14 protein-coding genes are annotated in these 19,388 nt (G+C 68.9%); 3 read left to right on the top strand and 11 right to left on the bottom strand.

Annotated features, from left to right (window positions below):
* Positions 1 to 66: 66 nt before the first annotated feature.
* The 10 genes from J7357_RS01790 to J7357_RS01745 all read right to left on the bottom strand — a co-directional run bounded on the left by J7357_RS01790 (position 67) and on the right by J7357_RS01745 (position 13,636).
* Positions 67 to 918: an ABC transporter permease subunit gene (locus tag J7357_RS01790; RefSeq protein WP_209244434.1), complete on the bottom strand. Its 852-nt coding sequence runs from the start codon at positions 916 to 918 to the stop codon at positions 67 to 69.
* Entirely contained in the window at positions 915 to 1,877 is a 963-nt protein-coding gene (locus J7357_RS01785; RefSeq protein ID WP_209244432.1) for an ABC transporter permease subunit, read from the bottom strand. The genes J7357_RS01790 and J7357_RS01785 overlap by 4 nt, the downstream gene beginning before the upstream one ends.
* Positions 1,874 to 3,016, bottom strand: a complete 1,143-nt coding sequence (gene potA / locus J7357_RS01780) for a polyamine ABC transporter ATP-binding protein (RefSeq protein WP_017912269.1) — start codon at positions 3,014 to 3,016, stop codon at positions 1,874 to 1,876. Before potA ends, J7357_RS01785 begins: the two co-directional genes overlap by 4 nt.
* 135 nt (positions 3,017 to 3,151) lie before the next feature.
* Entirely contained in the window at positions 3,152 to 4,654 is a 1,503-nt protein-coding gene (locus J7357_RS01775; protein ID WP_209244881.1) for an efflux transporter outer membrane subunit, read from the bottom strand.
* A 13-nt stretch (positions 4,655 to 4,667) separates the two neighbouring features.
* Complete coding sequence (locus tag J7357_RS01770) at positions 4,668 to 6,245, bottom strand: DHA2 family efflux MFS transporter permease subunit (RefSeq protein WP_041500356.1); 1,578 nt, start codon at positions 6,243 to 6,245, stop codon at positions 4,668 to 4,670.
* Complete coding sequence (locus J7357_RS01765; RefSeq protein WP_209244430.1) at positions 6,242 to 7,495, bottom strand: HlyD family secretion protein; 1,254 nt, start codon at positions 7,493 to 7,495, stop codon at positions 6,242 to 6,244. Before J7357_RS01765 ends, J7357_RS01770 begins: the two co-directional genes overlap by 4 nt.
* Positions 7,496 to 8,055: 560 nt before the next feature.
* Positions 8,056 to 9,177 carry a polyamine ABC transporter substrate-binding protein gene (locus J7357_RS01760; protein WP_209244428.1) on the bottom strand — a complete coding sequence of 374 codons (1,122 nt, stop codon included), beginning with the start codon at positions 9,175 to 9,177 and terminating at the stop codon, positions 8,056 to 8,058.
* A gap of 88 nt (positions 9,178 to 9,265) precedes the next feature.
* Entirely contained in the window at positions 9,266 to 10,630 is a 1,365-nt protein-coding gene (locus J7357_RS01755) for an aspartate aminotransferase family protein (RefSeq protein ID WP_209244426.1), read from the bottom strand.
* A gap of 862 nt (positions 10,631 to 11,492) precedes the next feature.
* Positions 11,493 to 12,875 (bottom strand): glutamine synthetase family protein, encoded by a 1,383-nt coding sequence (locus J7357_RS01750; protein WP_209244424.1) that lies wholly within the window; start codon positions 12,873 to 12,875, stop codon positions 11,493 to 11,495.
* Positions 12,876 to 12,880: 5 nt separating this feature from the next.
* Complete coding sequence (locus J7357_RS01745) at positions 12,881 to 13,636, bottom strand: gamma-glutamyl-gamma-aminobutyrate hydrolase family protein (RefSeq protein ID WP_209244422.1); 756 nt, start codon at positions 13,634 to 13,636, stop codon at positions 12,881 to 12,883.
* A gap of 244 nt (positions 13,637 to 13,880) precedes the next feature.
* Between J7357_RS01745 and J7357_RS01740 the strand changes: the two genes are divergently transcribed.
* From J7357_RS01740 to J7357_RS01730, 3 genes are all read left to right on the top strand, one after another.
* Positions 13,881 to 15,260, top strand: a complete 1,380-nt coding sequence (locus J7357_RS01740) for a glutamine synthetase family protein (protein ID WP_209244419.1) — start codon at positions 13,881 to 13,883, stop codon at positions 15,258 to 15,260.
* Between the two features lie 105 nt (positions 15,261 to 15,365).
* The gene (locus tag J7357_RS01735; protein ID WP_209244417.1) at positions 15,366 to 16,673 is read left to right on the top strand and encodes an FAD-binding oxidoreductase; all 1,308 of its coding nucleotides are present in this window, start codon (positions 15,366 to 15,368) and stop codon (positions 16,671 to 16,673) included.
* Between the two features lie 88 nt (positions 16,674 to 16,761).
* The gene (locus J7357_RS01730; protein WP_209244415.1) at positions 16,762 to 18,099 is read left to right on the top strand and encodes a diguanylate cyclase; all 1,338 of its coding nucleotides are present in this window, start codon (positions 16,762 to 16,764) and stop codon (positions 18,097 to 18,099) included.
* Here J7357_RS01730 and J7357_RS01725 read toward each other — a convergent pair.
* Positions 18,080 to 19,360, bottom strand: coding sequence for an MFS transporter (locus J7357_RS01725; protein ID WP_209244413.1), 1,281 nt, complete (start codon positions 19,358 to 19,360; stop codon positions 18,080 to 18,082). The two genes, J7357_RS01730 and J7357_RS01725, sit on opposite strands and share 20 nt — an antisense overlap.
* Between the last annotated feature and the right edge of the window lie 28 nt (positions 19,361 to 19,388).

Here is a 19,388-nt window from a genome sequence, read left to right as displayed (position 1 = left end):
GGCGATGCCGTCGCGTGCGATGGCTCACAGTGTTCCGCCATTTCCGTAGGAGCAAAGCAGCACGCCCTAGCCCGCCTGCTGCTGGGCAAGCTGGATATCGCGCTGGCGGCGCTTCTCGCTGCGCGCCATCAGCCACCAGCCAACAAACGCGGCGATCGAGACCGCCAACACCATCAGCGTGGCCAGGGCATTGATCTTGGGCTTGAGGCCCATGCGCACCGAGGAGAACACGGTCATCGGCAGCGTGGTCGAATCCGGGCCAGCGACGAAGTTGGCGATCACCACGTCGTCCAGCGACAGGGTGAACGCCAGCAGCCAGCCCGACACCAGCGCCGGGGCGATGATCGGCACGGTGATCAGGAAGAACACCTTGATCCGGTTGGCGCCCAGGTCCATCGCCGCCTCCTCCAGCGAGCGATCCAGCTCCTGCAGGCGCGAGGACACCACCACGGTGACGAAGGACAGGGTGAAGGTGACATGCGCCGCCCAGATCGCCACCACGCCCTTGGGCGGGATGCCGAGCACGCCGCCCATCGACACCAGCATCATCATGATCGACAGGCCGATGATCACTTCCGGCATCACCAGCGGCGCGGTCACCAGCGCGCCGAACAGGCTCTTGCTGGGAAAGCGCCGGAAGCGCGTCATCGCCATCGCCGCCAGCGTGCCGATCACCATCGACGCGGTGGCGGTCCAGAACGCCACCTTCAGGCTGATCCACGCCGCCTGCAGGATCTGCCGGTCGCGCAGCAGCTCGCCGTACCACTTGGTGGAGAAGCCGGCCCACACCGTCGCCAGCTTGGAGGCGTTGAACGAATACACCATCAGCAGCAGGATCGGCAGGTACAGGAAGGCGAAGCCGGCACCCAGCACCGTCCAGCGCAGCACCGTGCCCATGCCGCCGCGCGCGCCGCTCATGCCTGCCCGCCTTCGAGCTGGCGCTGCTGGTAGCGGTTGAAGATCAGGATCGGCACCATCAGCAATGCCAGCATCGCGATCGCCACCGCCGAGGCGGTCGGCCAGTCGCGGTTGTTGAAGAACTCGCCCCACAGCACGCGGCCGATCATCAGCGTGTCCGGGCCACCGAGCATCTCCGGGATCACGAACTCGCCCACCGCCGGGATCATCACCAGCATGCAGCCGGCGACGATGCCGGGCCGCGACAGCGGCAGGGTCACGGTCAGGAACGCCTTCCACGGCGGCGCGCCGAGATCGTAGGCGGCCTCGAGCAGGCGCTGGTCGAGCTTGACCAGGGTCGCGTACAGCGGCAGCACCATGAACGGCAGGTAGCAGTAGACGATGCCGATGTAGGCGGCGATGGGCGTGTACAGGATGTGCAGCGGCGCATCGATCAGGCCCAGCGCCAGCAACGCGCGGTTGAGCACGCCGTTGCTGTCGAGGAAGCCGATCCAGGCGTAGACGCGGATCAGGAACGAGGTCCACGACGGCAGCACCACCAGCATCATCGCGATGTTGCGCGCCGACGGCGACAGCCGCGCGATCGCGTAGGCCATCGGGTAGCCGATCAGCAGGGTCAGCACGGTGGAAATGCCGGCGATCTTGATCGAGCCCCAGTAGGCCTCGATGTACTGATGGTCGCGCAGCAGCGCCAGGTAGTTCTGCAGGGTCAGCTTCAGCGTCAGCACGCCGTCGCGGAACTCCAGCAGTTCGCTGTACGGCGGGCTGCGGATCGCCTGCTCGGCGAAGGAGATGCGCAGCACGATCAGGAACGGGATCGCGAAGAACAGCAGCAACCACAGGTACGGCGCGGCGATCACCAGCCAGCGCATGGCCGGCAGCGAGCGCAGGCGCACGCGTTGCGGCAGGCCCAGCCGCGGCGTCGGCTCGGGCGGCACCGGGACGACGGGCGCGCTCATGCGGTCAGCACCACGCCGTCGTTGTCGTCCCACGACACCCACACCGTGTCGCCCCAGGTCATGCCTTCGCTGTCCCAGCGCTTCTGGTTGGCGAAGTTGGATTGCACGCGGATGCCGCTGGGCAGGCGCACGTGGAAGATCGAGTGGCTGCCGAAATAGGCGATGTCCTCGATGGTGCCGCGCGCCTTGTTGTAGGTCTGCTCCGGTTCGCCCTTGGTGATCCAGACCTTTTCCGGGCGCACCGCGAACGCCACCTCCTGCCCTTCCACGCCGGTGATGCCGTGGCTGATGTAGATCGGCACCGGGAACTGCGGGCACAGCACGGTCACATGGTCGGGATGGTCCTCGCCGATGCGGCCCTCGAACATGTTCACCGAGCCAATGAACTCGGCGACGAAACGGCTGTTCGGCGACTCGTAGATGTCGCCCGGCGTGCCGACCTGGCGGATGCGGCCCTGCTCCATCAGCGCGATGCGCGTGGCCATGGTCATCGCCTCCTCCTGGTCGTGGGTGACCATCACGCAGGTCACGCCCGAGGTCTCGATGATGGACACCAGCTCCAGCTGCATCTGCGAGCGCAGCTTCTTGTCCAGCGCCCCCATCGGCTCGTCCAGCAGCAGCAGCTTGGGCCGCTTGGCCAGCGAGCGCGCCAGCGCCACGCGCTGCTGCTGGCCGCCGGAGAGCTGGTGCGGCTTGCGCTTGCCGAGCGTGCCCAGCCGCACCAGCTCCAGCATCTCGCCGACGCGGCTGGCGATGGCGCTGCGCGACAGCCCGTCCTGCTTCAGCCCGAAGGCGATGTTCTGCTCCACGCTCATGTGCGGGAACAGCGCATAGGACTGGAACATCATGTTGAGCGGACGCTGGTACGGCGGCAGCCCATCCAGCGGCTGGCCGTCGAGCACGATGCGGCCGCGGCTGGGCTGCTCGAACCCGCCCAGGCAACGCAGCAGCGTGGACTTGCCGCTGCCGGAGCCGCCGAGCAGCGCGAAGATCTCGCCCTGGCCGATGTCCAGGTCGATGTCGTCCAGCGCGACGAAGCCGTCGAACTCCTTGCGCAGGCCGGCGATGGACACATAGCCGGCGCCCTTGGCCGGCGGCGGCGCCGGCAGATGGTCGGTTCTCGCTTCGCTCAACGCCATCGGTGATTCCCCGTGAAGCACGCCGTCGTGCGCAGCGCCGATGCGGCGGCGACCGTGGCGCGGTGATCGTCAGTGTAGCTGTGACGGCGTGGGATTCGGGAGTGGGGAGTGGGGATTCGTCAAAGCGGCGCGCGCTTACTGCGCCGTGGCTGGCGCTGGCGCGGACGCCGGTGGCGGAGGTGCCGCCCAGCCCAGGCCCAGGCTCTTCTGCAGGGCCACGTAGCGCAGCAGCACCTGGGTGTGCGCCTGCAGCGCGCTGTCCTGGGCCGAGGCCTGCTGGCGCTGCACGTCCAGCGCATCGATCAGCGACGAGGCGCCGGCGGCATAGCGTTGCTGCAGCAGCGCGGCCGAGCGATCCGCCGAGGCCGCGGCCTTGTCCGCCGCCAATGCCTGCTGGCGCGCGGCGCCGAACCGCGCCAGTGCGCCGTTGGCGTCCTGCAGCGCGGCCAGCACCGTGCCCTCGTAGGCGGCCAGGCGCGCTTCATTGCCGGCGCGGGCCTGCTCGACCTTGGCGCGGGTGCCGCCGAAATCGAAGATCGACCATTGCAGGAACGGCGCCACCACGCTGTTGACTGCATCGCGGCCGAGATCGCCCGGCGAGGTCGCGGCCATGCCGATGTTGCCGAGCAGCCGCACTTGCGGGAAATACGCGCTCAGCGCTTCGCCGATCTTCGCCGAGGACGAGGCCAACTGACGTTCGGCGCGGCGCACGTCCGGGCGCCGGCGGATCAGCGCGCCAGCATCGTCCACCGGCACCGTCGCCGGCAGCGTCGGCAGCGGCCGGTCCGCGGCCAGTTCGGTGTCGAGCGCGCCCGGCGCGCGGCCGATCATCAGCGCCAGTTGGTCCAGCGCCACCTGCGCCTGCGCCTGCAGGTCCGGCAACACCGCTTCCTGCTGCTGCAGCTGTGCCTGCGCGCGTTCCACCTGCAGGTCGGCGTCGGCGCCGCGCTCGCGGCGCTGGCGGGTCAGTTGCAGGGTCTGCCGCGCGGCCTCCAGGTTGCGCTGCGCCACGGCCATGCGCGCACGGGTGCTGCGGTAGCCCAGGTAGGCCTGCCCGACTTCAGCGGCGATCTGCACCTGCGTGTCAGCCAGGTCGGCCTCGTCGGCCTGGGCGTCGGCCAGTGCGCCTTCGCTGGCGCGGCGGCGGCGGCCGAAGAAATCCAGTTCCCAACTGGCATCGATGCCGACGCTGTAGAGCTGCATGCGCGGATCGACCTCCACCGGCTGGCCGGTGCCGGCGGCAATGCTGCCCAGGCGGTCGGTCAGCGCATCCGGCGCGCGCGCGTTGAGGTAGGCGGCGTTGGCGCCGACGCTGGGCAACTGCTCGGCGTGGCGCTGGTCGACCAGCGCGCGCGAGGCGCGCAGGCGCGCCTGCGCCACCCGCAGGTTGGGGCTGTGCTGCAGCGCCTGGTCGACCAGCATGCTCAACTGCGGGTCGTGCAGGGTGTCCCACCAGCGCTGCGGCGGCGGCGCCGGTACCACGCCGGCGGCGGCCGCCGTGGCATCGGCGCGATGCAGCCGCGGCTGCGCCAGCGCCGCCTCGGCCACCGGCGGCGGCTTCACGTAGTCCGGGCCGAGCATGCAGGCCGACAGCAGCGAGGGCAGCGCGGCGGCGACGAGAACGCGGGAGAAACGCAGGGCCATGGAATCCTCAATGCATCGCGAGCGGAGCGCCGCCCTTGGGCAGCGGCTTGAGCAGGAACGCCAGCGGGATCGTGCAGACCACGATCACCCCGAAGATCCAGAACAGGTCGTTGTAGGTCATCACCAGCGCCTGCTGCTGCACCAGCCGCGCCAGTTGCGCCAGCGACTGCATCGCCGCGCCGGCGCCGGAGGCCGACTGCAACTGCGCGGCGATGCCGTGCAGGTAGTCCTGCGCCAGCGGCGAATTGGCGGTGGTGCCGCTGCCGAGCATCTGCGTATGGAACACCATGCGCCGCTCCTGGAAGGTGGAGATCAGCGCCAGCCCGATCGAACCGCCCATGTTGCGCGCAGCGTTGAACAGGCCCGAGGCGTCGCCGGCCAGGTCCGGCGGCACCGAGGAGATCGCCGCCTGGTTGAGCGACATCATCGCCAGCGCCAGTCCGCAGCCCTGCAGCAGCTGCCCGACGACGAAATGCATGCCGACCGACTCGGCGGTCAGATGCATGTTGACGAAACAGGCCGCGGCGAAGCAGCTCAACCCGCCGAGCACCAGCACGCGCACGTCCACCGTGGTCAGCAGCTTGGGCATCATCGGCATCAGCAGCACCGTGGGAATACCCGACAGCAGCACCACGTAGCCGGACTGCTCGGTGTTGTAGCCGGAGATCACCGCCAGGAACTGCGGGATCATGTACATGACCCCGAACAGGATCATGCCCACCGCCATCACCATCACGAACACCGCGCCGAAACTGCGCTGCAGCAGGATCGACAGGCGGATCACCGGCTGCCGGCTGAGGAACTGCGAGCCCACCAGGGCGATGAAGCCGACCAGCGACACCACGCTCAGCAGCACGATCTCGGTGGACTCGAACCAGCGCTCGCGCTGGCCTTCCTCCAGCACCACGGTCAAGGCGCCCAGCCCCGCGGTCAGGCCGAAGATGCCGAGCCAGTCGGCGTCGAGCAGCCCGCGCAGGTACATGCGCTCGTGCGGCAACCCGAGCAGCAGCAGCGCCACCAGGCCGGCGCAGACCGGCACGTTGAGGAAGAATGCGTAGTGCCAGCTCACGTTCTCGGTGAGCCAGCCGCCGAGCAGCGGCCCGATCACCGGGCCCAGGATCACGGTCATGCCGAACAGCGCCGTGCCCAGGGTCTGCTGCGCCGGCGGCAGGCGGGTGGCGACGATGGTCAGCGCGGTGGGGATCAGCGCGCCGCCGGCGAAGCCCTGGCCGACCCGGCCGAGGATCATCATGGTCAGGCTGTTGGACAGTCCGCACACCACCGAGAAAAACGTGAACAGCAGCGCGCAGATCAGCAGGAAGTTGCGCAGCCCGAGGGTGCGCACGAACCAGCCGGTCAGCGGGATCATCACGATCTCGGCGACCAGGTAGGAGGTCGAGATCCAGGTGCCCTCGGTGCCGCTGGCGCCGACCTCGCCCTGGATGGTCGGCAGCGCGGCGTTGACGATGGAGATGTCCAGCGTCGCCATGAACGAGCCGATGGTGCCGGCGGCCACCGCCAGCCAGGCGCCGGTGTCGGCCTTTTGCGGCGCCTGCGCGCCGGCCGCCGCGGCCGCTTCGCTCACGGGGTGCGCCCGCGCGGCGCGACCGCATCCTGGCCCTGCGCGTCCTCCTCCTCCACGCGCTCCTTGGCGTCCTTGGCGCTGCGCGTGTCGACCGTCACCGTGACCGACATGCCCGGCACCAGCACCTTGCGCGCCTCGGCGCCGGCCTTGAGGCGGATCCGCACGGGTACCCGCTGCACTACCTTGGTGAAGTTGCCGGTGGCGTTCTCCGGCGGCAGCAGCGCGAACTGCGACCCGGTGCCCGGGGCGATGCTCTCGACCACGCCATCCAGCTCCACCCCGGACAGCGCATCGACCTCGATCCGCGCCGGCTGCCCCGGCCGCATCAGCCCGACCTGGGTTTCCTTGAAGTTGGCGCTCAGGTACAGCGCCTCCACCGGCACCACGCTCATCAGCCGGGTGCCGGCGGCGACGAACTGGCCGACCTGCACGGTCTTGTCACCGATGCGGCCGGCGATGCGCGCGGTCAGGCGGGTGTCCTCCACCGCCACCTCCGCCTGCGCGGCGTCGGCCTGCGCCTGCACCAGCGCGGCGCGCGCCTGGTCGAGCTGGGCGCTGGTGCCCTGCACCTGGCTCTCGGCGGCGACCACCTGGGCCTTGGCCGCGTCGAACTGCGCCTGCGCGCGGTCGCGGTCGTGGACGATGCTTTCGTAGTGTTCGTGGGTGTCGGCGCCGGACGCAGCCAGCGGCCCGAAGCGCTTGGCCTCGCCCTGGGCGAAGCGCAGGCTGGCGGCGGCCGCGGTGACCTGGGTGCGTGCCTGCAGCAGGCTGGCGCGCTGCGCCTGCAGCCCGGCCTCGGCAGCGGCGATGTCGGCCTGGCGCACCGCGATCGCGGCCTGCGCCTGCTCCAGGGTGGCGCGATAGGTGCGCGGGTCGATCTCCAGCAGCGGCTGCCCGGCGGTCACGCTCTGGTTGTCGCGCACGTACACCGCGGTCACGTAGCCATTGACCCGCGGCGCCACCGCCACCGTGTCGGCCTGCAGGTAGGCGTTGTTGGTCTCCTGCAGGTAGCGGCCGGTGGTGAGGTAGTAGATCAACCACACCACCAGGCCGATCACCACCAGCAGGCCGATCAGCAGCAGGGTCCATTTGACCTTCGGGTTCTTCAGCGGCGATGGGGTGTCGGCCTTGCCGGCGTCGTCGTCGCGCGCGCCGTCCTGGCGCTTGCCGGATTGGCCCTGGTCGGCGTGGGCGTCGCGCGCGGCGGTCTGCCGCGGCGCCTGCGAGGAGTCTGGGTCGTGGTTGCTCAAGTCGCTGATTCCTGGGGAGAGGAAGAACGTCGCCGGATCGGGACGGCGACGCCACCAAACGGTAGCGTACGCCCGCCAGCGCATTATTTGTACCGGCGAGTACAGAGTGTGTGAGCATCGCGTGGCGGTGGCGCTGCGGCGTCTCTGCGAGTGCGGATGCTGTGCGGCGCCAGACCCGGCCGCTTGCGTCGAGGGAGCGATTTGCCGGTCGCTCAGCCCGATGGGGCGCCATGCGCGGAGGCGCCCTTCGGTCGCGCGAAGGGCGCTATCGGGAAGGCCTGTCGCGGCTGAAGCCGCTCCTACGGGAGAGGTGCTGCCCGCTCCGATCTCGACCGGGAGAGCGTGCCGGCGCGGTACCTGCGTGCACCGGCAAAAGGGGAAGGAGCGGCTTCAGCCGCGACGGGCGAAGACGCGATGCGTGCCAGGCAGCATCGCGTCGGGACTGAAGTCCCTCCCACAACAGCCGCTTGCACTTGGCATGGCCGGCTCGGGCAAGCATGTCGTGCTGCCCCGCCCGGATCAACGACAACGCATCGCCCGGGACAGCAAAGACCAGCGCCTCAACGGCCGGTCTTGATCTCCGTCCACAGGCGGGTGTACAGCTTGTCCACCTCGGGCGGGTTGATCGAGTAGGTGAACATCTTCGCGGCCACGTCCGGCGGCGGATAGATGGTGGGGTCGTTGCGGATCGCCGCGTCCACCAGCGGGGTCGCCTGCGGCACCGGGTTGGCGTAGTGGATGAAGTCGGTATTGGCCGCGGCCACCTTCGGCGTCAGCAGGTAGTTGATGAACGCGTAGGCGTTGTCCGGATGCTTGGCGTCCTTGGGGATGGCCAGCATGTCGAACCACTGCGGCGCGCCTTCCTTGGGAATCGAGTAGGCCACGTGCACGCCGTTCTTGGCTTCCTCGGCGCGGTCGCGGGCCTGGATGATGTCGCCGGACCAGCCCACCGCCAGGCAGGTGCTGCCGTTGGCCAGCGAAGTCACGTACTGCGAGGAGTGGAAGTTCTGCACGTACGGGCGGATGCGCTTGATCAGCGCCGCGGCCTGCTCGATCTTGGCCGGATCGGTGCTGTGCGGATCCTCGCCCAGGTAATGCAGCGCGATCGGGATCAGGTCCGAGGGCGTATCCAGCAGGGTCACGCCGCAGTCCTTGAGCTTGGCCAGGTTCTCCGGCTTGAACACCAGATCCCAGCTGTTGGCGATGTCGGTGCTGCCGAACGCGGCCTTGACCTTGTCCACGTTGTAGCCGATGCCGGTGGTGCCGACCATGTACGGCACGCCGTACTTGTTGCCCGGATCCTGCTGCGCGATGCGCTGCATGATCTGCGGGTCGAGATTGGCCAGGTTCGGGATCTTGCTCTTGTCCAGCGGCAGGAACACGCCGGCCTGGATCTGCCGGCCGAAGAAGTTCAGCGTCGGCACCACCACGTCGTAGCCGCTGCCGCCGGCCAGCAGCTTGGTCTCCACCATCTCGTCGCTGTCGAAGACGTCGTAGGTGACCTTGATGCCGGTCTGCTTCTCGAAGTCGGGAATCGTGTTCTCGGCGATGTAGTCCGAGTAGTTGTACACGTTGAGCACCTTCGCCTCGCCCTGCCCCGCCTTGTCCGCGTCGCCGCCGGAACCGCCGCAGCCGGCGAGCAGCGCCGTGGCCAGGGAAAGAGTGAGCAGTCGCAAGGTCATGGCAGGTCTCCGCGGGTCCATGGGCAAGAGGGGGAAGGATCGGCGACGCGCGCCGGTCCGGGGACAGTCCAGACTACCCAGCGCCGGGCTATTTGCCCAGGGCCTGCGCCGTGTCCTCCAGCGCCAGCCAGGCCTTGTCGAACAGTTCGTCGACCTGGGCACGGCTGAGGATCAGCGGCGGCGACAGCAGCATCGCATCGTGGGTGGCGCGCAGGATCAGGCCGCGGCGCAGCGCGTTGTCGCGACACAGCGCGCCGACCTTGCCGCGCTCGGGGAAGTAGTGCCGACGCGGTTTGTCCGGCACCAGCTCGAGCGCCCCGATCATGCCGACGATGCGCGCCTCGCCGACCAGCCGGTGCTCGCCCAACTCGGCCCAGCGCTGCGCCAGATACGGCGCGATCTCGCTGCGCGCGCGTTCGACGATGCCCTCGTCCTGCAGCAGGCGCAGGTTCTCCAGCGCCACCGCCGCGCACACCGGGTGGCCGGAATAGGTGCAGCCGTGCGCCAGTTCGCCGCCCTGCTCCTTCAGCACCGTGGCCACGCGGGTGCCGAACATCGCCGCGCCGAGCGGGATGTAGCCGGAGGTGATGCCCTTGGCGATGGTCATCACGTCCGGCTGGAAGCCGAAGTATTGCGAGCCGAACCATTCGCCGGTGCGGCCGAAGCCGCAGATCACCTCGTCGGCGACCAGCAGCACGTCGTAGCGGCGGCAGATGCGTTCGATCTCCGGCCAGTAGCTGCGCGGCGGGATGTACACGCCGATCGCGCCCATGATCGGTTCGCCGATGAACGCGGCCACCCGCTCCGGCCCCAGTTCCAGGATCTTGTCCTCCAGCCTGCGCGCGGCCAGCAGGCCGTACTCCTCCGGGTCCAAGTCGCCGCCGTCGCCGAACCAGTACGGCGGATCGATGTGGTGGATGTCGGGGATCGGCAGGCCGCCCTGGCGGTGCATGCCCTTCATCCCGCCGAGGCTGGCGCCGGCCATGGTGGTGCCGTGGTAGCCGTCGTGGCGGCCGATGAAGATGGTCTTTTGCGGCTGGTCCTGCACGGCCCAGAAGTGCCGCACCAGGCGCAGGATGGTGTCGTTGGCCTCGGAGCCGGAATTGGTGAAGAAGGCATGGTCGAGATCGCCCGGGGCCAGTTCGGCGAGCTTGGCGGCCAGGCGGATGGTGGGTTCGGTGGTGCACTGGAAGAAGCTGTTGTAGTAGGCCAGCTGTTCCATCTGCCGCGCGGCGGCCTGGCCCAGTTCCTTGCGCCCGTAGCCGACGTTGACGCACCACAGGCCGGCGAAGGCGTCCAGCAACTGGTTGCCGTCGGCATCCCAGACGTAGGCGCCGTCGCCGCGGGTGAGGATGCGGGTGCCTTTCTGCGCGAGGGCGGCGTTGTCGTTGAACGGGTGCAGGTGGTGCGCGGCATCCAGGTCCTGCAGGGCGCGCGTGTCGATCGGGTCCATGTCCACTCCAATGTTGGTACCAAGGCCGCAACGCGGCCAAGCTTTGCTGCTCCTGCTGCTCCTGCTGCTGTTGCTCTCGCTGTTGCTCTTGCTTTTGCTTTTGCTTTTGACTTACCGGGTTCCCTTCCGAAGCGGCGGCCGTGCCGGGGAAAAACCCCGAAGGGGCGGCGCACATGGATGTGCGCCGTTCGCGGCAGGGGCAGGATGCCCCTTCCGCGAATCCCCGGCATGGACGCGGACCCGGAGCGCGTTAGCGCGGAGGGCGCGAGGCAGGGTGTGCTTTCTTTTGGTTACTTTTCTTTGCACAAGCAAAGAAAAGTGACTCGCCGCCAGGCGAAAGCTTTGCTTTTGAGGATGCTTCCGCCATGGCCAAATTGTAGGAGCGGCTTCAGCCGCGACCGAGGCGATCAGCCGTGTCTGTCGCGGCTGAAGCCGCTCCTACAGTTCTTCTCGTCTGACACTCAAGCTTGAAGCAACAGCAAAGGCTTTCGCCCTTGCGGGCGAGTTACTTTTCTTTGCTCGCGCAAAGAAAAGGTAACCAAAAGAAAGCGCGCCCTGCCTTCGCGCCCTCCGCGCTGCGCGCTCCGGGTCCGCGTCCATCACGGGGATCCGCGGAAGGGGCATCCTGCCCCTGCCGCGGACGGCGTACATCCATGTACGCCGCCCTTCGGGTTTTTCCCCGCGATGGCCGCCGCTTCGGAAGGGAACCCGGTAAGTCAAAAGCAACAACCGAAGCAACAGCAACAGCAACAGCAACTGCAACTGCAACTGCAACTGCAACTGCAGGATCGAATCTGCTGCAGAGCGTAGGCAATTTCGTCGCAAACGATGCGTCACGCGAGCCACCAAAGCCACCAGGAACTCACACGTTCAACAACAAAAACTCCCGCTCCCACGAACTGATCACCCGGAAGAACGTCTCGTACTCCTTGCGCTTGACCGAAATGTACGCCCGCACGAAGCGAGGCCCCAGCAACTCCTGCAACGGCGCACAACGCTCCAGCTCGTCCAGCGCCTCGCCCAGCGAACGCGGCAACTGATAGCCCATCTCCTTGCCGCTGCCCGTGGTCGGCTCGGTCGGCTCGAGCTTCTCGCGGATTCCGAGCAAGCCGCAGGCCAGCGTCGCCGCCATCGCCAGATAGGGATTGGCGTCGGAGCCGGCGAAGCGGCTCTCCACGCGCATGTTCTCGATCGTGTCGATCGGCACGCGCAGGCCGCAGGTGCGGTTGTCGAAGCCCCACAGCACGTTGCTCGGCGACACCTCGCCGAACATCAGCCGGCGGTAGGAGTTGACGTTCGGCGCGAAGAACGCCATCGCCATCGGCACGTACTTCTGCAGGCCCGCCAGGTAATGGGCGAAGGTGCGGCTGTACTCGCCGGCGCGGCGGCCGCTGAAGACGTTCTTGCCGTGCTTGTCCACCAGGCTCTGGTGGATGTGCATCGCACTGCCCGGCTCGTTCTCCATCGGCTTGGCCAGGAAGGTGGCGTAGACGCCGTGGCGCAGCGCCGCCTCGCGCATGGTGCGCTTGAACAGGAACACCTGGTCGGCACGCGACAACGCGTCGGCGTGGGTGAAGTTGACCTCCAGCTGCGCCGCGCCGGATTCGTGGATCAGCGTGTCCACGTCCAGTTCCATCGCGTCGCAATAGTCGTACATCAGGTCCAGGATCGGGTCGAACTCGTTGACCGCATCGATCGAGTACGACTGCCGCGCCGTCTCCGGGCGTCCGGAACGGCCGGCCGGCGGCAGCAGCGGGAAGTCCGGGTCGGTGTTCTTCTGCACCAGGAAGAATTCCAGCTCCGGCGCCACCACCGGCTTGCAGCCGATCGCCGCATACGCCGCCAGCACGCCGCGCAGCACGTTGCGCGGCGCCAGTTCGTGCGGCTTGCCTTCCTTGGTGTAGCAGTCGTGGATCACCTGCGCAGTGGGGTCGGCGGCCCACGGCACCATGCGCACCGTGTCCGGGTCCGGGCGCAGCTGCATGTCCGAATCCGACGGCGAGGTCAGGTCGTAATAGTCGTCCGGGTAATCGCCGGTGACGGTGGTGGCGAAGATGCCCTCGGGCAGGCGCGTGCCGTAGTCGTGCGAGAACTTGGCGGCAGGAATGATCTTGCCGCGGGCGTTGCCGGTGATGTCCGGCACCAGGCATTCGACTTCGGTGATATGGCGTTCCTTGAGCCAGCGCCGCAGCGAGCTTTCCTGCTGTTCCGGCGTGTGCTTGCGCGATCGGGGTCGACTGGCCATGGGACTCAATGCCTGCGGGTAGCCGCATAGTGGCGACAGGCGTCGCCGAAGGATTGGAAGATGCCGAGATAGAACGCGTCGTCGAGCACCCGCCACTCCGGATGCCATTGCACGCCGAGCAGGAAGCCGGGGCCGATGCCGCGGAAGGCCTCGATCAGGCCGTCCGGCGCCAGCGCCTCGACGATCAGGTCGCCGCCGAGCCGGGCCACGCCCTGCCCGTGCAGCGAGTTGACCCGCACCCGGTCGCGGCCGGCGATCTCCTCCAGCCAGCCGCCGTGGCTCAGTGTCACCTCGTGCGCCGGCGCGTACTGCGCCTCCAGCGGCGCCTGCGGATCCTCGCGATGATCGGACAGCCCTGGCTGCGCATGCACCTTCTGGTGCAGGGTGCCGCCGAGGGCGACGTTGATCTCCTGGAAGCCGCGGCAGATCGCCAGAATCGGCAGGCCCAGCGAGATCGCCTGCGGAATCAGGTCCAGCGTGTTGGCGTCGCGCGCCGGGTCGTGCAGGTTGCCGAGCCAGCTCGGCTCGTCGCTGTAATGATGCGGTTCGATGTTGCTGACCGCACCGGTCAGCAGCAGGCCATCGAGCCGGGTCAGCCAGGCACGGGCATCGACCGGCGGCTGCAGCGACGGCAGCAGCACCGGGGTCACCCCCGCACCATCGACGGCGGCACGCAGATACTTTTCGCCCGCGGTCAGGAACGGATGCTGGCCGATGAGCTTGCGGTCGGTCGGCACGCCGACCAGGGGCGATACGGCCATGCGAAGAACTCGTGTGGCGTCGTCGCAAGTTACCGCGGGCGTTTTATTTTTACAACACGACGCACTTCGGAACGCGGCACAGACTGCATGCGCGGCGCCCACATTGCGCATGCAACACCGTGAAATCTTGCCGCAGCGTGACGACAGTGCGGCCGACCGTTGGCACAGCGCGCCCCGCGGCTGTTGAGTATTCTTGACGCCATGGCGCTCTGCTAAGCTCGAAACACTCCCGCAGTCCGCCGCGATGACCCGCATGCACGATGCTCCGCTGCTGCCCCCGGACGACGCCCAGACCCTGCAGTGCATCGCCGGCTGCGAGCAGATCGACCTGCTGCTGCCGGACTGCAACGGCCTGCTGCGCGGCAAGCGCATCGCCCGCGACGCGCTGGACAAGGTCTACCGCGACGGGGTGTGCCTGCCGATGTCACTGATCGCCACCGACATCACCGGCAACACCGTCGAGGAAACCGGGCTGGGCTACGACATCGGCGACGAGGACCGGCTGTGCTTCCCGGTGCCGGGCAGCCTGCGGCCGGTGCCGTGGGCGCCGGTGCCGTCGGCGCAGGTGCTGCTGACGATGCAGGACGGCGCCGGCGGCGCGCTCGACTTCGCCCCGCGCCAGGTCCTGGCGCAGGTGCTGGCGCGGCTGCAGGCACGCGGGCTGACGCCGGTGATCGCGGTGGAACTGGAGTTCTACCTGTTCGACCCGCACGCCGATGCGCAGGGCCGCCCGCAGCCGCCGCTGCACACCCACAGCGGGCTGCGCAGCGACAGCACCCAGGTCTATTACATGCAGGAACTGGACGACCAGCGCGGCTTCACCGACGCGGTCGCGCAGGCCTGCCGCGCGCAGAGCATTCCGGCCGACACCGCGGTCGCCGAATACGCGCCGGGCCAGTTCGAGATCAACCTCAAGCACCGCGCCGACGCGCTGGCCGCCTGCGACGATGCGGTGCTGCTCAAGCGCGCGATCAAGGCGATCGCGCAGCAGCAGGGCCTGCTCGCCAGCTTCATGGCCAAGCCCTTCGCCGCGCAGTCCGGCAGCGGCCTGCACCTGCACGTGAGCCTGCTGGACAGTGCCGGCGACAACGTGTTCGCCTGCACCCCGCAGGCGCCGGCCGCGCTCTTGCGCCACGCCATCGGCGGGCTGCAGCACAGCGCGGAGGACTGCCTGCTGCTGTTCGCCCCGCACGCCAACAGCTACCGGCGCTTCGTCGCCAACGCCTTCGTCCCGCTCAACGACAGTTGGGGCTTCAACAACCGCACCGTGGCGATGCGGGTGCCGCACAGCGACCCGGCCAACACCCGCATCGAACACCGCATCGCAGGCGCCGACGCTAACCCCTATCTGGTCGCCGCGGCGGTACTCGCCGGCATCGAGCACGGCCTGGCGCAAGGTCTCGATCCGGGCCCGCCGACGCAGGGCAATGCCTACGCCCAGCACCCCGCACGCGAGCCGGACTGGCGCGGCGCGATCGCCCGTTTCCTGGACAGCGATTTTGCCGCCACTTACTTCGGCACGCGCTTCCGGCATATCTACGGCCAGCAGAAGCGCCGCGAGCTGCTGGACTTCCAGGCGCAGGTCAGCGATGTGGACTATCGCTGGTATTTGCGCACGGTTTGAAGGCTGGGAATCGGGAATGGAGAAACGGGAATCGAAAGCAGGCACCGCGAATGCGCCTGCAGCCCGGCGCGTGGTGTGCCTGGGTCATCGCAACGGTTCGCCACCATGACCAACGCTTCTCCGATTCCCAATTCCCAATTCCCGACTCCCGGCGCTTCCTGGTACCTCGACAGCGCCGCGCCGTTCCCGAAACTGGAACCATTACGCGGCCAGGTACGCGCCGACGTGTGCATCCTCGGCGCCGGCTATACCGGGCTGAGTGCGGCGTTGGCGCTGGCCGAGGCCGGGTATCGGGTGGTGGTGCTGGAGGCGCAGCGGGTCGGCTGGGGCGCGTCCGGGCGCAACGGCGGGCAGGCCATCGTCGGCTACGGCTGCGAGCAGCACACCCTCGAAGCCCTGCTCGGCCAGGACGATGCGCGGCTGCTGTTCGATTTCTCGCGCGACGGCATGCACCTGCTGCGCAGCCGCATCGCCCGCCACGGCATCGCCTGCGACTGGCGCGACGGGCATGCGCACGTGGCGATCAAGCCGCGGCAGGAACGCGCGTTGCGCGCCGGCATCATCGAGATGGCGCAGCGCTACGACTATCCGCTGCAATGGTGGGACCGCGCGCAGTTGCACTCGCAGTTGCGCAGCCCGCGCTATCTGGGGGCGATGTACGACGCCGCCAGCGGCCACCTGCATCCGCTGGAGTACGCGCGTGGCCTGGCGCGGGCGGCGCTGGCGGCCGGCGTGCGCATCCACGAGCAGACGCCGGTCACGCAACTGGTGCGCGGCGCGCGGCCGATCCTGCGCAGCGCGCACGGCGAGGTCGAGGGCGAGTTCGCCATCCTCGCCGGCAATGCCTGGCTGCGCGGCATCGCCCCGGAACTGGAATCGCGGATCATGCCGGTCGGCACCTACATCGGCGCCAGTGCGCCGCTGGGCGAGGCGCTGGCGCGCGAGCTGATCGGCAACGACATGGCGGTGGCCGACGTCAACTGGGCGCTGGACTACTTCCGCCTCAGCCGCGATCACCGGCTGCTGTTCGGTGGCCGCGCCAGCTATTCCTCGCTGCCGCCGCCCGGCCTGCGCGGGGTGATGACCCGGCGCATGCGCCGGGTGTTCCCGCAGCTGCGCCAGGTCGAGATGGACTCGGTGTGGGGCGGCTACGTCGACATCACCCGCAACCGCGCCCCGCACTGGGGTCGGCTGACCCCGAACGTGTACTTTGCGCAGGGCTTCTCCGGCCACGGCGTGGCCGCCACCGGCCTGGCCGGCGCGGTCATCGCCGCGGCGATCGGCGGGCAGGCGCAGCGGCTGGACGTGTTCGCGCGGATTCCGCACGCGCCCTTCCCCGGCGGCCGCCTGCTGCGCACGCCGCTGCTGGTGGCGGCGATGTCCTGGTACAAGCTGCGCGACGCGCTGTGGTAGCCAGCGACGCGCCCGCGCCACCCTCAAGTTTGCGCGCGCGCGGCCGCTAACCGGGTTCCACCCCTGGATTGCCGCCCGCGAGGCACGCATGTCGCACCCGTTGTCGATCGCCCCGATCGCCCCCGACGGCAGCCCCGCACAGCAGCGCATCCTGCTGGTGGAAAACTCGCGGACCTTCACCGACCTGCTGCGCGCGGCGATCGCGCAACGGGTCGAACTGCCGGTCGTGGTGGTCTCCACCCTGGCCGAGGCGGCCGCCGCGCTGGACGACGGCGGCTCCTGGTTCCTGGCGCTGACCGGGCTGGTGCTGGCCGATGGCGACCGCGACACCGTGGTGGACTTCTTCGTCGCACGCGGCCTGCCCACGGTGGTGGTCAGCGGGGTCTACGACGAAGGCCTGCGCAAGCGCATCCTGACCCAGCAGATCATCGATTTCGTGCTGAAGAATGCGCCGGACAGCATCGATTACCTGGCCTGGCTGGTGCAGCGGCTGGCGCGCAATCGCGCCATCACCGCGCTGGTGGTGGACGACTCGCCGTCGGCGCGCGCCTACGCCGCCTCGCTGCTGAAGATGTATGGCTACCGCGTGGTCGAGGCCGCCGACGGCGCCGCCGGGCTGCGCGCGATCGAAGCCAACCCGTCGATCCGCCTGGCCGTGGTGGACCAGGAGATGCCGGGCATGGAAGGGGTGGAATTCACCCGCCGGCTGCGCACCTTGCGCGCACGCGACATGCTGGCGGTGATCGGCCTGTCCGGCAACAACGATCCCTCGCTGGTGCCGCGCTTCCTCAAGAACGGCGCCAACGACTTCCTGCGCAAGCCCTTCTCGCGCGAGGAGTTCTTCTGCCGGGTCTCGCAGAACGTGGACCAGTTGGAGCTGATCGGCACCCTGCAGGACCTGGCCACGCGCGATTTCCTCACCAGCCTGCCCAACCGCCGGCACTTCCTCGAACAGAGCCAGCGCATGCTGCCGCAGTGGCTGGCACGGCAGGAACCGGTCAGCGTGGCGATGCTCGACATCGACCACTTCAAGCACATCAACGACACCTGCGGCCACGAGGCCGGCGACGAGGCGCTGCGCGCGGTCGCCGCGACCCTGGCCGCGCACGCGCGCCCGCAGGACATGGTGGCGCGCTTCGGCGGCGAAGAGTTCTGCATGCTGGTGCCGGGCCTGGACGCGGCCGCGGCCACCGATTACTTCGAGAACCTGCGCGCGCGCATCGCCGACCTCAGGATCCCGGTCGGCACGCAGACCCTGCGCCTGACCATCAGCATCGGCGTCAGCAGCAGCGGCCCGCAGCGGCAGACCCTGCATCCGCTGCTGACCGAGGCCGACAAGCACCTGTACCTGGCCAAGGCCGGCGGCCGCAATCGGGTCGAATACGCACCCTCGACGCCGCAGACGCTCAGCGACGCGGCCGCCTGATCGCCAGCAGCGCCAGCAAGGTCAGCAGCGCCGCCGCACTGAGGTAGTAGCCGACCCACGGCAGGCCGTACTGCTTGGCCAGCCACACCGCGACATACGGCGCCGGTGCCGCGCCGACGATGCCGGCCAGGTTGAACGCCAGCGAGGCGCCCGTGTAGCGCACCGGCACCGGGAACAGTTCGGCCAGCAGCGTGCCGCAGGGCCCGTAGGTCAGGCCCATGAAGAAGAAGCCCAGCGCCAGGAAGGCCAGCACCTGCCACGGCTGCCCGGCCTGGAACAATGGCGCGAACAGCAACCCGAACGCGATGATCGCCACGCTGGCCACCAGCATCGCCGGGCGCGTGCCGCGGCGGTCGCCATACCACGCCGACAACGGGATGCCCGCGGCGAAGAACAGGATGCCGACCATCTGCAGCAGCAGGAACTGCTCGCGGCTGTAGTGCAGCGTTTTGGTGCCGTACTGCAGCGCGAACACCGTCATCAGGTAGAACAGCACGAAGGTCGCCAGCACCGCGAACGTGCCCAGCAGCGTCGCGCCGATGTGCTGCGAGAGCACCGTCTGCATCGGCAGGCGCACGCGCTCGTTGCGGTCCAGGGCGCGCTGGAAGTCCGGGGTCTCGTGGATGCGCAGGCGCACCCACAGCCCGGTGATCACCAACAGGGCGCTGGCGACGAACGGAATGCGCCAGCCCCAGCGCAGGAACTGCGCCTCGTCCAGCAGCGCCCCCAGCAGCAGGAAGATGCCCGAACACAGCAGGAAGCCGAGCGGCGCGCCCAACTGCGGGAACATGCCGTACCAGGCGCGCTTGCCCGGCGGCGCGTTCTCGGTGGCCAACAGCACCGCCCCGCCCCACTCGCCGCCCAGGCCCAGGCCCTGGCCGAAGCGGCACAGCACGAGCAGCGCCGGCGCCCACAGGCCGATGCGACCGTAACTGGGCAGCAGGCCGATCAGCACGGTGGACAGGCCCATGGTCAGCAGCGCCGCCACCAGGGTGGCCTTGCGCCCGATCCGGTCGCCGAAATGGCCGAACAGCGCCGACCCCAGCGGCCGCGCGACGAAGGCCACGGCGAAGGTCGCCAGCGACTGCAGCTGCGCCGCATCGGCATCGCCTTCGGGAAAGAACAGCTTGGGGAACACCAGCACCGCGGCGGTGGCGTAGATGTAGAAGTCGAAGAACTCGATGGTGGTACCGACCAGGCTGGCCAGCAGCACGCGACGCGGCGAGTTGACGGGCGGAACGGCAGACGCGGCAGCGGTCATGGAGGCGGTATCGACGGGCAACCGGTCG

This window comes from Xanthomonas sp. D-109 (genome assembly GCF_017746095.1).
GTDB lineage: Bacteria > Pseudomonadota > Gammaproteobacteria > Xanthomonadales > Xanthomonadaceae > Xanthomonas_A > Xanthomonas_A sacchari.
Note: the sequence above shows the minus strand (reverse complement) of the source record. Positions and strands in the feature narration are given on the sequence as shown.